Origin of the sequence: Paenibacillus sp. TAB_01, from assembly GCF_043945595.1 — a bacterium.
Taxonomy (GTDB): Bacteria; Bacillota; Bacilli; order Paenibacillales; family NBRC-103111; genus Paenibacillus_S.
In genome coordinates this window covers 4,977,126-4,990,018 of record NZ_JBIFNP010000001.1, presented here as the reverse complement: position 1 = coordinate 4,990,018, position 12,893 = coordinate 4,977,126, and the positions used below count along the sequence as shown (strand labels likewise).

The 12,893-nt window shown below is 53.9% G+C and carries 13 protein-coding genes; 3 read left to right on the top strand and 10 right to left on the bottom strand.

Annotated features, from left to right (window positions below; translation table 11 throughout):
• Window positions 1–77 precede the first annotated feature (77 nt).
• Window positions 78–707, top strand: a complete 630-nt coding sequence (locus tag ACHHV8_RS24255; protein WP_395161993.1) for a fumarylacetoacetate hydrolase family protein — start codon at window positions 78–80, stop codon at window positions 705–707.
• Between the two features lie 62 nt (window positions 708–769).
• Here ACHHV8_RS24255 and ACHHV8_RS24250 read toward each other — a convergent pair whose 3' ends face one another.
• Window positions 770–1,939 (bottom strand): HD domain-containing phosphohydrolase, encoded by a 1,170-nt coding sequence (locus ACHHV8_RS24250; RefSeq protein WP_395161992.1) that lies wholly within the window; start codon window positions 1,937–1,939, stop codon window positions 770–772.
• A 96-nt stretch (window positions 1,940–2,035) separates the two neighbouring features.
• Between ACHHV8_RS24250 and ACHHV8_RS24245 the strand changes: the two genes are divergently transcribed.
• Window positions 2,036–2,884, top strand: a complete 849-nt coding sequence (locus ACHHV8_RS24245) for a DUF92 domain-containing protein (protein ID WP_395161991.1) — start codon at window positions 2,036–2,038, stop codon at window positions 2,882–2,884.
• Window positions 2,885–3,284: 400 nt separating this feature from the next.
• Here the strand turns inward: ACHHV8_RS24245 and ACHHV8_RS24240 are convergent, their stop codons facing one another.
• The 9 genes from ACHHV8_RS24240 to ACHHV8_RS24200 form a co-directional block, all read right to left on the bottom strand.
• The gene (locus ACHHV8_RS24240) at window positions 3,285–4,751 is read right to left on the bottom strand and encodes a beta-propeller domain-containing protein (RefSeq protein ID WP_395161990.1); all 1,467 of its coding nucleotides are present in this window, start codon (window positions 4,749–4,751) and stop codon (window positions 3,285–3,287) included.
• Window positions 4,639–5,790 carry a stalk domain-containing protein gene (locus tag ACHHV8_RS24235; RefSeq protein WP_395161989.1) on the bottom strand — a complete coding sequence of 384 codons (1,152 nt, stop codon included), beginning with the start codon at window positions 5,788–5,790 and terminating at the stop codon, window positions 4,639–4,641. The genes ACHHV8_RS24240 and ACHHV8_RS24235 overlap by 113 nt, the downstream gene beginning before the upstream one ends.
• 231 nt (window positions 5,791–6,021) lie before the next feature.
• Window positions 6,022–6,669, bottom strand: a complete 648-nt coding sequence (locus ACHHV8_RS24230) for a sensor domain-containing diguanylate cyclase (protein ID WP_395161988.1) — start codon at window positions 6,667–6,669, stop codon at window positions 6,022–6,024.
• Complete coding sequence (locus ACHHV8_RS24225) at window positions 6,557–7,621, bottom strand: PAS domain-containing protein (protein ID WP_395161987.1); 1,065 nt, start codon at window positions 7,619–7,621, stop codon at window positions 6,557–6,559. Before ACHHV8_RS24225 ends, ACHHV8_RS24230 begins: the two co-directional genes overlap by 113 nt.
• A 124-nt stretch (window positions 7,622–7,745) precedes the next feature.
• Window positions 7,746–8,087 carry a LapA family protein gene (locus ACHHV8_RS24220; protein WP_395161986.1) on the bottom strand — a complete coding sequence of 114 codons (342 nt, stop codon included), beginning with the start codon at window positions 8,085–8,087 and terminating at the stop codon, window positions 7,746–7,748.
• A gap of 81 nt (window positions 8,088–8,168) precedes the next feature.
• Window positions 8,169–9,959, bottom strand: coding sequence for an oligoendopeptidase F (gene pepF, locus ACHHV8_RS24215; protein ID WP_395161985.1), 1,791 nt, complete (start codon window positions 9,957–9,959; stop codon window positions 8,169–8,171).
• 249 nt (window positions 9,960–10,208) lie between these two features.
• On the bottom strand, window positions 10,209–10,394 hold the full coding sequence (locus ACHHV8_RS24210) for a hypothetical protein (RefSeq protein ID WP_395161984.1): 186 nt from the start codon (window positions 10,392–10,394) through the stop codon (window positions 10,209–10,211).
• Between the two features lie 263 nt (window positions 10,395–10,657).
• The gene (locus tag ACHHV8_RS24205) at window positions 10,658–11,455 is read right to left on the bottom strand and encodes a TerC family protein (protein ID WP_395161983.1); all 798 of its coding nucleotides are present in this window, start codon (window positions 11,453–11,455) and stop codon (window positions 10,658–10,660) included.
• A 260-nt stretch (window positions 11,456–11,715) separates the two neighbouring features.
• Window positions 11,716–11,949 (bottom strand): hypothetical protein, encoded by a 234-nt coding sequence (locus ACHHV8_RS24200; protein ID WP_395161982.1) that lies wholly within the window; start codon window positions 11,947–11,949, stop codon window positions 11,716–11,718.
• Between the two features lie 216 nt (window positions 11,950–12,165).
• Here ACHHV8_RS24200 and ACHHV8_RS24195 point away from each other — a divergent pair, with 216 nt between their 5' ends.
• Complete coding sequence (locus tag ACHHV8_RS24195) at window positions 12,166–12,867, top strand: methyltransferase domain-containing protein (protein ID WP_395161981.1); 702 nt, start codon at window positions 12,166–12,168, stop codon at window positions 12,865–12,867.
• Window positions 12,868–12,893 lie beyond the last annotated feature (26 nt).

The window sequence follows — 12,893 nt, the reverse complement described above, 5'->3', positions numbered from 1 at the left end:
TTACAGGCCTATGGCTTATAATTTGGGGCATAACCCGTTAGGATTTTATGGGGAGACGAGAGGGAGGATGTTGGCTGATGGCATCGATTCGCAACATTTATTGTGTAGGACGCAACTACGGGCTGCATGCAGCCGAGCTCGGTAACGATATTCCGGAGGAGCCGATGATTTTCATCAAGCCGACGCACGCATTCGTTGCGCTGCAGGATCAGACGATCGCGCTGCCTGGGGGCAAAGGGGAAATTCATTACGAAGCGGAGCTCGTTCTTCATCTGGGCGACGATTACGCTCCCGGTAAAACCGTTGACCAGCTGGTTGACCAAATGGCTCTCGGCATCGATTTCACGCTGCGCGACGTGCAGTCCGTCATTAAGAAAAAGGGGCAGCCTTGGCTGCCGGCCAAAGGCTTTCTGAATTCGGCTCCCTGCTCGGAATTTCGTCCGTTTCCGGGCTTTAATGCGGCGAAGCAAACCGAGTTTGCGCTCCGCAAGAACGGTGAGGAAGTACAGCGGGGCAATATCAACGATATGATTTTCAATCTGCAGGTGATCATAGACTACATAGCGGAGCATTACGGCCTGGGCGCAGGAGATATCATCTATACCGGAACGCCGGCCGGCGTAGCTGCCGTTCAAACCGGCGACCGGCTCGAGCTGTTGTGGGGAGAAGAAAGCTTCGGCGCTTTCACCGTGAGCATCCAGGATTAATACGCAAGGAGCACCCTGCCGTATGGCGGGTGCTCCGTTTGCTTTTCATGCCAATTGCGTACTTACAGCACATCGTCGGAGTACTGCTTCCGGATTTCCAGCAGCTTCGGGAGCTCACTTAAAAATACGTCCACAATCTGAGGGTCAAAGTGACGGCCCCGTTCCTCCCGGATTAGCGCGATGATCGGCTCGAGCGGCCACGCTTTCTTGTACACTCTGTCGCTGCCTAGCGCATCGAAAACGTCCGCTAGAGCTGTGATGCGCCCGAAGATGTGAATGTCTTCGCCCTTCAGCCCTTGCGGATACCCCTGGCCGTTCCATCTCTCATGATGCTGATGGGCGACGATTGCGGCCGCTTTCAATATTTCACGGTTCGATTTGTTCAAGAGGCCGTAGCCGATAGCCGCATGGGTTTTCATCAAATCGAATTCGGCCTCGTTCAGCTTGCCCGGCTTGTTGAGCACTTCATCGGGAATGGCCACCTTGCCGATATCGTGCATAGGAGAAGCGATCTTCAGCAGCTCCGCTTCCTTCTGCGGCAGCCCGAGGCCCAAAGCGAGAATATAAGAATATTCCGCTACGCGCTTCACATGGTTGCCGGTTTCCTTGGAACGGCTTTCGCCGATTTTCCCGATTGTAAAAATAAGCTCCTTCTGCGTTTCCTCGATTTCATGGGACAGCAGGGCGGACTCCAGCGCTTTTCCGGCGTAGGAAGCGGCGAGCGTCAAGTAATCCATATCTTTTTTCGAAAAATGCTCTTCGTCGGTCAATTTGTTGATCGCTTGATAGACGCCTGTAATTTCCCCGTCATTGTTGCGAAAAGGAATGACCATCAGGGATTTGGTGCGGTATCCGGTTTTCCGGTCCATGGCGATCGCGCCGTTCTCCAGTACTTCTTTGAACTCCTCGTTCCGATAAGCGTCATCTATAAAAATCGCCTTCCCCGTCGTCACGCAATGGCCGGCGAGTCCCGCCTGCATAGGCATTCGCAGCAGAGGAACGCCATGGGCTGCGGCGGAGTACAGCTCGCTGCGGGGCCAGTCTGCCAGCCATACGGTGCAGCGGTCAGCCACAACCATCTCGCGTCCCATATCGGCCATCAGCATTAGTAAATGGTTCAGGCGGCGCTCATTGGCGATTTTGGCGGCATAGTCAAAAATAATGCGGAGCATTTCATGCGGCTCGGGTTCTTTTGCCGTTCTTGCAGTTCCGAGTATTTCGCCGTCCGACATAGAAATAGCCTCCTCAAAGCCCGGTTCATTTTTCCATCTACGCAAATCATATTATAATGTCTATAGTCTGTAAATCATTTGTTTGAGGAGAAGCCTATGCTGGACTGGTTCATTGGCGCGCTCTGCAGCCTGATCGTGGCGGGCGCGGCCTATAAGAAAAGATCGTTATCCGGCTCCGGCTTCGCTGCGGCCTTCGTCGTGGGAACACTGCTGTATGCAACGGGAAGCCTTGCCTGGTTCGGCACGCTGCTGGTGTTCTTTATCACTTCGACCCTGCTGTCCAAATGGAAGCACCGGCAGAAGGCGGCGGTAGAAGCGAATTATGCCAAAACGGGACGCCGCGATGCCGGGCAAGTCATAGCTAACGGAGGCCTCGGCGTTATCATGTGCCTCGGGCATGTCTTCTGGCCGCACCCGCTGTGGTGGGCCGGGTTTATCGGCGTTATGGCCACGGTGAATGCCGATACGTGGGCGACGGAAATCGGCGGGCTGAGCAGATCCCAGCCCCGCTCGATCGTCAGCGGCCGGCGGGTGCCCGCCGGCACGTCGGGCGGCGTCACCCGCCTCGGGCTGGCCGCATCCGCAGCCGGAGGGCTGCTCATCGGAGCCTCGGGCTGGGCGCTCAGCGGCGGCAGCCTGCTGCCGGAGGCAGCCGCAGCAAGCGTTCCCGGCGGTGGGGGAGCCGCCGCTTTAGGCATTTTGCTGCTGCTGGGCGGCCTCGGTGGGCTGCTCGGCTCTTTAGCGGATTCCTGGCTTGGAGCCGTGCTTCAAGTCATGTACCGCTGTCCGGTTTGCGGCCGGGAGCTCGAGAAGAGCCGCCATTGCGATGCGGCGGCTGTCCGTACCCGAGGACTGGCGTTCATGAACAATGACACGGTGAACATGCTCAGCTCATTGTTCGGCGGAGCCGTCAGCGCCGCTTTATATGCGCTGCTGGTTGGATAAGCCGTTGCTTCCGGGCAGGCGGCAGGAAAGCGAGGGCTCTTAAGTACGCGCTGCCGCCGTCAGGGTTGCGCTGGGCTCTCGGTCGGCTCCATCGGCTTATCGGCCTCTGCCCCGCATGCTGTCTGCCTCACGGCTGGTCACGAGCATCGCAAGGCGTTAGCCGGCCGGTTCGGACCCCGGTCACGCGTCTCAGCCAATCGTACCGCTGCCGGGTTTGAGGCCGGGAGCGCGGGAACAGCCGCGATTGCGCTGCAGCGCCTGTCCGGCGCTTGCAACCCGCGCAGAAACCCCCGTCTCCATAAAAGGAGGCGGGGGTTTCCTTTTTTCTGCTGAAACGAGCTTCCGGAAGCGTTAGGAAAGCGCACGGCTTCAGCCTTTTGATCCGTAGGAAGGAAGAGCGCTAGGGAAGGGTCACGGCTCCGACCTCTTGAAAAGAACGGAGCTCCGTCGCCTTCAGCATTTGCTCCGAGGCGGTGTAAAGCGTATCGCCGATAGACAGAACGCGGTGAATGCTTCGCTGGGGCGCCGAGCCGAGCTCGCCGGACTTGTCATAGTCCTCCGAGGTCAAATGAGTGATTTTTCCCTGCAGCTTAAAGCCTTCCGTCAGGTCAAGCTTATAAACATAGGCGCCCTGGAAGGTGAAGCTTCCATACTGCGAGGCCTGTACCTGCTTCGTTCCTGCGGCGGCGCTGCCGTTCGCAGCGTTTTCCCTGACAGTCACCGGGAAAGCGAGCAGCCCCTGATCCTTTGAAAAGAGCAGCGCTTTATGATTGTTCAGCAGCTCGGATTCGGTTCCGCGGTCGCCGATACGCTCAACGAACAGCTCTTTCGGATGCTCCACATCGCTGATGTCGAACAGAGCCATTTTCATGCCTTGGTAAAATACGCTTGAGGAATTAAAGCTATTGTCCGGCGCAGCGCCGGAACTGGATTCGTTGGATATTTCAACCGTGTCCTTGCCGAAGCCGATAATATGATTCTCGTCATATGGATGCAGATAATTGCTGTAGCCCGGTATTTTCAGCTTGCCGACGATTTTCGGAGCCTGAGGCTCCTTAAGATCAATGACGAATAACGGATCGACGGTTCGGAAGGTGACCATATAAGCGCGGTCTCCCGTATAACGAACGGAATAAATTTGTTCGCCCGGGGCGATATTCTCGATTTTACCGGCTGTTTGAAGCGATTCATCCAGTACGTACATTTGGCTGCTCATGCTCATGCCGCCGCCCTCGTTCCATTGACGCCGGGTGGTAGCGATGCGGAAATAACCGTTGCTCTCATCCATGGCGAATGAATTGACCGCATGCCCGGGCACGGATCCCCGGCCGATATAGCGGATCGCCCCTTCGTCCAGCCCGAATTTGTAAATGGCGCTGTTCTCCTCGCGGAAAGAGGCGATGCGTCTCTGCGGCGCCGATGTGTCCAGGGGCTGTACGGAAGCAGCGGCGTATTCCGGCGATACTACGTACAGATGCTTCCGGGAAGCATAGACCTCGCTCCCGGAGCCGAGATAGCTCTGCACCGTCATGCTCTGTCCTGGCTGATCCAGGTTGAGGCCGCCGATCATTAAGTAGGTGGACTTCAACGAATCCGGAAAATACCGGATGCTGTCGTAGCCTACAGGGATAAAGTCGTTCCCGGCGGCTGAATCTTTATAGACGGGGAGCTGCTTGGACAGGGAAGACAGCGTATCCGTCCCGGCGGCCGGCCGGCTTTGATTCAGGCGCAGCGCGGGGGAGTAAGCCAATCCTTTATTGGTGACGAAATACAGGGAGCCGTCCACTTTGCGGGAGGAGACATAGGCACCCTTCCAGCTCGGCCTCGCGAGTTTTGCTGAAGGCGCCGCTGCTGCTCTCCGGCTCATAGATGATCGCCTTTGTGGTTGTACGCTGCGGACGGGAAGGGATCAGCCTTATTTTCATTGCCGATGCTGATGTTCCATCCGCTGCTTGTACGGCCGGAACAGACAGTTCTTCGCCGTCAGGGACCGGCTTGTTGTCCTCCAGCGGGTAGGAGGTGCTGCCGATGACAATGAGCCGATGTTCGTCCACGTACAGCTCCTGGGCGCGGAAGTTTTTGTCCTCGAAGCTCAATGTTTGCAGCACCTTCATTTGATCGGCGGGATAGGCCGCCGTAATGAGAACCCGGTTGCGGTTGACTTGATAAATCAGCGAGCCGTCGGTTTTGATAATATCCGCTTCGTCTACGCCCTTTACCTGAATGTTGGTTCCCGAAAAGGAGGGCTTGGACTCCGGGGCGGCTGAAGCGGCTGAGGAGGCGGCGCTCGCTGAAGCGTCTTCCTTTAACGCTGCCGCCGGAGAACGTTTAACGATAGCGGAGCTATCCTCAACGGCAGCGGGGAGGGCGGCTATGCCTGTAGTATCGTAGCCCTGCGCAGCGGATTCCTCCAGCAGCTGCTGGAGACGCTCTGCCGATCCCACGGCTGGAAGAGCCGTGGAGGCATCCGCAATAGAGACCGATCGGGCCGGCCCGTCCCAGAATACGTTGAAATCAAACGACTCGCTGAAGAAGCGGACCGGTACATACAATTTGCCGGCCTCCATGCGAGGAGCGGTATCGAGCTGGACCGGCTGGTTTCGGCGTTCGGCTTGAACGGTTCCTGCCGTTATCCGGATCGAGCGGTCCGCTTTTGTCGCCGTAGCGCTTTGGGTTGCCTCGTCCCACTCCACCTGTACGCCGAGAGCCTCCGACAAGTCTCTGAGCGGGACCATGAGCGTGCTATCGATCAGGCGCGGCATGCAGCTGAATGAAACGGCTTGACCGTTCAACTGCAGCTTAATGCCGGGATCGGCGCTGTCCGGCTCTGCAGCCGAAGGCAGTGAGGCCCCGGAAGTAAAGACCGTGCATGCCAGCAGACAACTTAGTGACCACATTTTATTCATGTGCTTCCCTCCAACTGAAATGAAAATAAACGAGCCGGGCTTGGCTAAGATTCGGCCGGTACATCCTTTCGTAATCTCAAACGCAGGCGTGTACCTTTTTGTTCCAATTTTTACGGGGATTGGGCAAAAAAAACCGCAGTCCCTTTCGCAGGGCTGCGGATTGCAGATTAAGCTTCACATTGATATCTTCGGGCCAAATTCCTTCCGTCCTGCTTGGCTTGATATAAGGCTTTATCCGCGCGGATAAACAGCTCTGCCGCATCGGCATCCCGACAGGGAATCATCGTTGCGGGTCCCCAGGCTGATCGTTACATAGGACGTGTCGGACCTGGTATGAACGATTCCGAGCTTTTCGACGGCGATACGAAGCTTCTCGGCCACCTTAATAGCCCCCTTCGCATCCGTTTCGGGAAGCAGCAGCACGAATTCCTCGCCGCCGTACCGGGCGATGAAATCGTTGGGGCGTTCGGCAGCCTGGCTGAGGGCGGCGGCGACCTGCTTAAGGCAAATATCGCCCTCCGCATGCCCGTACGAATCGTTGAAGCGTTTAAAATAATCGATATCCACGAGAATCATGGACAGGGGATTGGCGTTCCGGATGCCCTGCTTCCATTCGCGATGGAAGCATTCATCGAAGCCCCGCCGGTTCGCGACGCCTGTCAGCGCATCGACCGTGGACATTTTTTGCAGCAGCTCGTTAGCTTCGAGCAGCTGCTTCTCGACATGCTTGCGTGCGGAAATATCTCTTGAAATAGAGATGATTTCGCTATGATGTCCCTGCTCGTTCAGAATATAGCGGGCGGTCGATTCGAACCAGACGTAAGCTCCGTCCTTTTTGCGGAAACGGTAAGCGGAAAGATTCAGATTCAAATCGCTCAACTGCAGTTTTTCCTGATATAAATCGAACCTGGAATTCCTCCGGATGGAAGTATTCATATACACGCCGTCCGATCAGTTCCTCCGGCTCATATCCGAGCAGCGTCCGGGAAGCGGGCGAGATGTAAAGGAAGACCCCGTCCAGGGAAATGCGCGCGATCATGTCCGTCGAATTCTCGGCGATCATCCGGTACATTTTTTCACTTTCCTGCAGCGATTTCTCTCTCTCATTATCCTTGCTTAGCGTGATATCTTTCAGGAGAGCGCAGTAGGTATGTTCATTCGGATAGGCATGGATTTCCAGCCAGCGGTTGTTCGAGGCGCAGTACGTCTCCAGCTTGTCCGGAAGCTGTGTGGCAGTGCATGATAAATAATGATCGTACAATGGCGACCCGATCGCTTCGGGGAAGCTGTTCCAGATGTAGGTTCCGAGCAGAGCTTCGCGGCTGGCCAGTATCATTCTTTCAGCGGCCTTATTAATATAAGTAAATCGCCCGAACGAGTCCAAGCATACAAAGCCGTCCGGAATGCCATCCAGTATTTCTTCCAGCGATGGATTCGAAACGGCTGATATTTCAGCAGATAGCGGAGGAGCAGGGCGGTACACGATCGTTTTGGTGATCTGCAGCAGGAAGGAGCCGCTTGCCGTATTGGACGGATCCAGCGGTGTCATCGTAACCTGCGCCTCGACATGATGCCCATCATGATGAAGGAAATGGAATTCCCGTAAAGTCTCCCAACGGTCTTTGCCCAGCGTATGAATTCTTGGATGCAGTAAAGTATCTAAGTACACACCATGCAGCTGTTGGTCAGCGTAGCCTAACAATCGATGGAAAGCGACGTTCGCGGCCAAAATCATGTGTTGCTTGGATAAAACCGCCATACCCGAATCCGAGCGTTGAAAAGCCAGAAATCCGAGCTGCAAAGAATCAAGCTGTGTTAAGGGATCTATCATAGGGAGGATCCTTCCTACTATATGCTATATTAGTTCACATTATAAATAACATATTAATGAATGTCCGGGCATTGTTCAATGAGTAAAGAGGGAAATTGGTTACTAAATTTTCTTTAGATAACGTCTAGCCGATAGGGTTGTTATCCTTCTCTTCCGATTCGACAGGAAGTGTCGCCGGAACGTCGGCGGTGGCTGCAGCAGGCGGCTGCGCTTGTCCCGTCTTCAGCTCGTTCAACTGCTTCTCCAGCTGTTTTATCGTACGCTTTAATTTAAACTGTTTGCTGATTCCGATTAAACCGACGATCAAGCCTCCGAGCAGGGTCGAGCTGAGAATAACCAGAATCAGAGGAATGGTCGTCTCGGTAAACAGCAGGTGCACTTGCACGGGCTCGACGTTGATGACGGCAAAAATAGCCGTGACCAGAGCAAAGATGAGGATAAATATAAAAGTCCATTGTGCTTTCATAGTAGTTTGTCCTTTCCGGCGAAAATGAAGAGAAGGCTGCGAACATGACTCTGCATGCTGCAGCCTTGTAGTGAGTAAGGATTACTTAGCCAACTGCTCCATTTGCTCCAGCAAGCCTTTGAATACGTCCATAGCCTGCTTGATCGGTTCCGGTGAAGACATATCGACGCCGGCTTTTTTCAGAATATTGATGGAGTAATCGCTGCCTCCGCTTTTCAGGAAGCCTAAATAACGATCGACGGCCGGCTGGCCTTCTTCAAGAATCTGTTTGGCAAAGCTGGTTGCCGCCGAGAAGCCCGTCGCATATTTGTACACATAGAAGCTGTTGTAGAAGTGGGGGATACGCGCCCATTCCATCTCGATGTCCTGATCTACGACCATGTCGTCGCCGTAGTACAGCTTGTTCAGATCATAATAAATCTTGCTGAACTCCTGCGGTGTCAAAGATTCCCCTTGCTCCGCTTTCTCATGGGTGATCTTCTCGAATTCGGCGAACATCGTCTGACGGAATACCGTTGTCCGGAATTGGTCCATGTAATAAGTAAGCAGGTACATCTTTTCTTTCGGATCGGTCGATTTCTTGAGCATATAATCCATCAGCAGCGCTTCATTCAGCGTGGAGGCCACTTCCGCAAGAAAAATCGTATACTGCGCATAACGGTAAGGCTGATTCGCATCGGACAAGTACGAATGAATGGCATGACCCATTTCATGCGTCAGCGTAAACATGCTGTTCAGGTTGTCCTTATGGTTCAGCAGCACGTAAGGATGGGTGCCGAACGCGCCCCAGCTGTAGGCTCCGTTGCGCTTGCCTTCATTCTCATAAACGTCGATCCAGCGGTCGTCGAACCCTTCCTGCAGAATGTTCAAATAATTTTGGCCGAGCGGCTTCAAGCTTTCTTTGACCGTCTGTTTGGCCTGATCGTAAGTGATATCCATCTTGTATTCGTCCACCAGCGGGGCGAACAGGTCGTACATGTGCAGTTCATCCACTTTGAGCAGCTTTTTGCGCAGCGTCATATAGCGGTGCATCAGCGGCAGCGACTGGTGGATGGCATCGATCAGGTTCGTGTACACCTCTTTGTCGATGTTGTCGCCGTAGAGCGACATTTCCAGCGTAGAAGGGTATTTGCGGACCTTGGAATAAAAAATATTTTTGGTAATATTGGCCGCCAGCGTCGCGCCGATCGTATTTTTATTTTTGCCGTACGTCGCATACATCGCTTGGAACGCCTCTTTGCGCACCTCGCGGTTGCGGCTTTCGAGGAATTGAATGTAGCGGCCGTGCGTCAGCTCGACTTCCTCGCCTTGTTCGTTTTTCACTTTAGGGAATTTCAAATCCGCATTGTTCAGCATGCTGTAGATGGTTCCAGGGGCTTGGGACAGGTTGCCGACCTGCGCCAGCAGTGCTTCCTCGTTTTTGGACAGCACGTGCTGCTTCTCGCGAACCATTTCTTCGAGCGTTCTTTTGTAGAAGCTGAGCTCAGGGTCGGCAATCAGCTTCTTCAGCTCATCGTCGGACAAGCTCAAAATTTCCGGTGAAATAAAGGATAAGGCCTCTCCGGTTTCTACGCTTAATCGTTTGGCTTTATCGGACAATGCCTGGTATGTAGGTTCCGCTGTATCCTCGTGGTGCTTCATATTAGCGTAGACGTACAATCTTTCGGTATGTAAGGAAATTTTGTCTTCGAGCTCAAAGCACTGCTTGATGGCTGCAGGCTCTTTCAGTTTGCCATGGAATGAGGCTGCCTTCTTCATCTCTTCTTTCACGGCCTGATACTCTTGATCCCAGGCTTGTTGATTCGGGAACAGGTCTTCCAGCTTCCAGCGCTGTTCTTCCGGAACGTCTTTGCGTGTAAGTACTTGATTCATGGGAGCCCTCCTTGATATTTTGGATGGTTTGGTTGCGCGTTCGGCTGTCACGGGGGCAGACAACATGGTCCCGGTGAGCAGCACACCCGTCATGACCAGGGGAAAAAAACGCATAGCGCTCACGCTCCCTGCAATTTTTTTCCTAGTATGGCCGGAATGTAGCTTAATTATAAAAAAAATACGTGTCGATGTAAAACGGGCGGGAGGAGGGAAGACGGTAGAGCGTCCCGCCGCAGGCGCCGGTCGGACTCAGCTCTTGTGCAGGCTGAAGAAGCTGTAGACAATCAGCGTAAACGAGAAGACGACCATGACCAGCGCGAGGATGGCCAGAGGCCGTTTCACATGGGACGGGAGCGTATCCTTCTTCATAATAAGCACGAGAGCGAAGCAGAAAGAAACGATAATAAACGTTAACATGGTAGCGCTGTTGCTCATAGCAAACTTTCACCTCATCGGTTGCTTTGCGTCAGTACGGAAAAGCGGATTTAGTATGTTACAGTTCGTCGCCGCAATGCGGAATTCCTTTACAGCCGTAAAATAACCCCATAAAGTGGGGATTATGCTTCGAGGCGGCGGGGACCCCGAAAAGTTATAAATACATTCTGATATGTAAAAAAAGGAAGGGCGCGAAAGCTCTCGTGCCCTTCCCCTTGATCCATTGTACGAAACAATGGTTTGAAACAGAACAGGCGCCGAAGTCACCCGTTGGATTTTACCAAAATCAGCCGTCCCTGCTCATCCTGGCTTGCCTTAAAGCTGTCGTCGGGGTGGATATCCGCTTCCTCCACCAGCTCCCTCGGAATCGTCAGATGCCCGTTATTGTTGACCGAGACGTTGAAGCCGAACAGCTTTTTCCACAAGCCGCCTACCAGCACTCCGGCGATAACCATCACGATCAAAGCCCATTTGACGACGGGATTGGCTTCGAACCAGCCGTGCACCAGCGGGTCCTCCGTCAGCATCTTGCCTGCGGTAAAGGCCAGAACGGCTGCGCCCGCATACATGATCCACGGAAATTTATCCATCCATTTAATGAACAGCGTGCTGCCCGCGACCACGATAGGCACGCTGATCAGCAGTCCGAGAACGACGAGCAGGAAACTTCCATGCGATACGCCTGCAACGGCCATCACATTATCGAAGCCCATGACCGCGTCGGCGACAATAATGGTTTGAATGGCGGGCCACAGCTTGTTTTTAGCCTGGATTTCATGGTCCTTTTTGTCCACCAGCAGCTTGTAGGCGATCCAGACGAGGATGACGCCTCCGATCAGCAGCAGGGCCGGCAGCTTCAGCAGCCAGACGACAACCAGCGTTGCAACCGCACGAATGACGATAGCGCCTACCGTTCCCCAAATAATCGCTTTCTTCTGATGCTCCTTCGGCAGGTTCCGGGCCGCAAGTCCGATCACGATCGCATTGTCACCGGCAAGTACGAGGTCGATAAGAATGATGCTGAGCAGTGCAGTAAAAAATGCCGCGTTTAACCACTCCATGTTTCATCCGCTCCTTTTATGTTTTTTACATAAAAAAGACCTCTACCGCTGCGGTACAGGTCTCTTTAAAACACAAAAGACCTCTACCGTATAGGCAAAGGTCTTGCTAACAACGTTTCGTTGCCAATAAAGCCGGGGCTTGCGCCCGAACTGACGACTTTACTGTGACAGCTACTCCCCTTTGGAGGACATCTTATGTAATTGAATTCATTATAAAAGGAGGACAGGCTTGAAGTCAAGCCTTCACGCGCGGAAAAAAGTTACACTTCTTTAAATGCCGCCATGATCGCGTCGTACTCTTCTTCGTTGCCGGCGAAGTCTTCCTTGCGGAAGCGGTTTTCCGCCCAATGCATCATAGCCGGACGGCTTAGGAAGGTATGGCATTCCTCGCCCCACTGGTCGGAAATCTCGCGCAGAATCAACGTCTTCCCGTTCTCCTCAACCGTAAGCATATTCCATTTATCGCGCTTATAAATAAGGTGCTGTTTAATCATCGGTTTGTTCTCCATTTCTTTAACAGTGATATCGGCTGAATCATACCGCAAGGCGGGGCGGAAATCAAGTGGCAGCAAGGCAGGAACCGGCGTCCTTCAGGAAAAACGATTGCCAGCATTTGTAAGGTGTGCTAAAATTCCCTCTAAGCTTCGCATAGGCGAAGCCGGATTTAGCCTAAGAAGAGTGAAGATGAGACGAGCTGAGGAGAGATGAAGATGAGCCACAAAATGTATGCGCAAACCGGCGTTGCCATGACCTGCCGGTCATTTGCGGAGTATGAGCGCATGTTCGCGCTGGAGCAGGAAGACTTGAATGCAGGGCCGATTCTGGATGCTGCCGCGGGCGCTTCTTCCTTTGTGGCGGAAGCCTGCCTGAGAGGGTTCGACGCTTATGCGGCCGATCCGCTGTACGCGATGGATGCCTATGCCGTTGTCCGGCACGGAGAGCAGGAGATCGAAGTCTCCACCTCCAAGCTGGCCGCCATTGAGGAGGTATTCGACTGGTCCGATTACGGCAGCGTGGAGAGGCACAGGTCGCTTCGCGAAGCGTCGCTGCATGCGTTTGCCGGGCACAGGAAGGATTCAGAAGGGGCGCTGAAATATATTTCCGCCAAGCTGCCGGAGCTTCCCTTTGCCGATAACACGTTTTCCCTTGTGCTGTGCAGCCATTTCTTGTTTCTGTACGGGGAGCAGTTCGGTCCCGAGTTCCATTCGAAGGCGGTGCGGGAGCTGGTACGGGTGTGCAGGCCGGGGGGCCAGGTCCGAATTTATCCGCTGCTGTCCCTTCAATGGGTCCGATATCCGCAGCTGGACGAGCTGATCGAAAGCTTGCGCAAGGAAGGAATTTCGGCCGGGATCATGGAGTCGAAGCTTCCTTTTATTCCCGGATCGACGGAGCTTTTATGCCTCAGAAAATGAACGGTAACGGGCGGTTTCAGGCATTT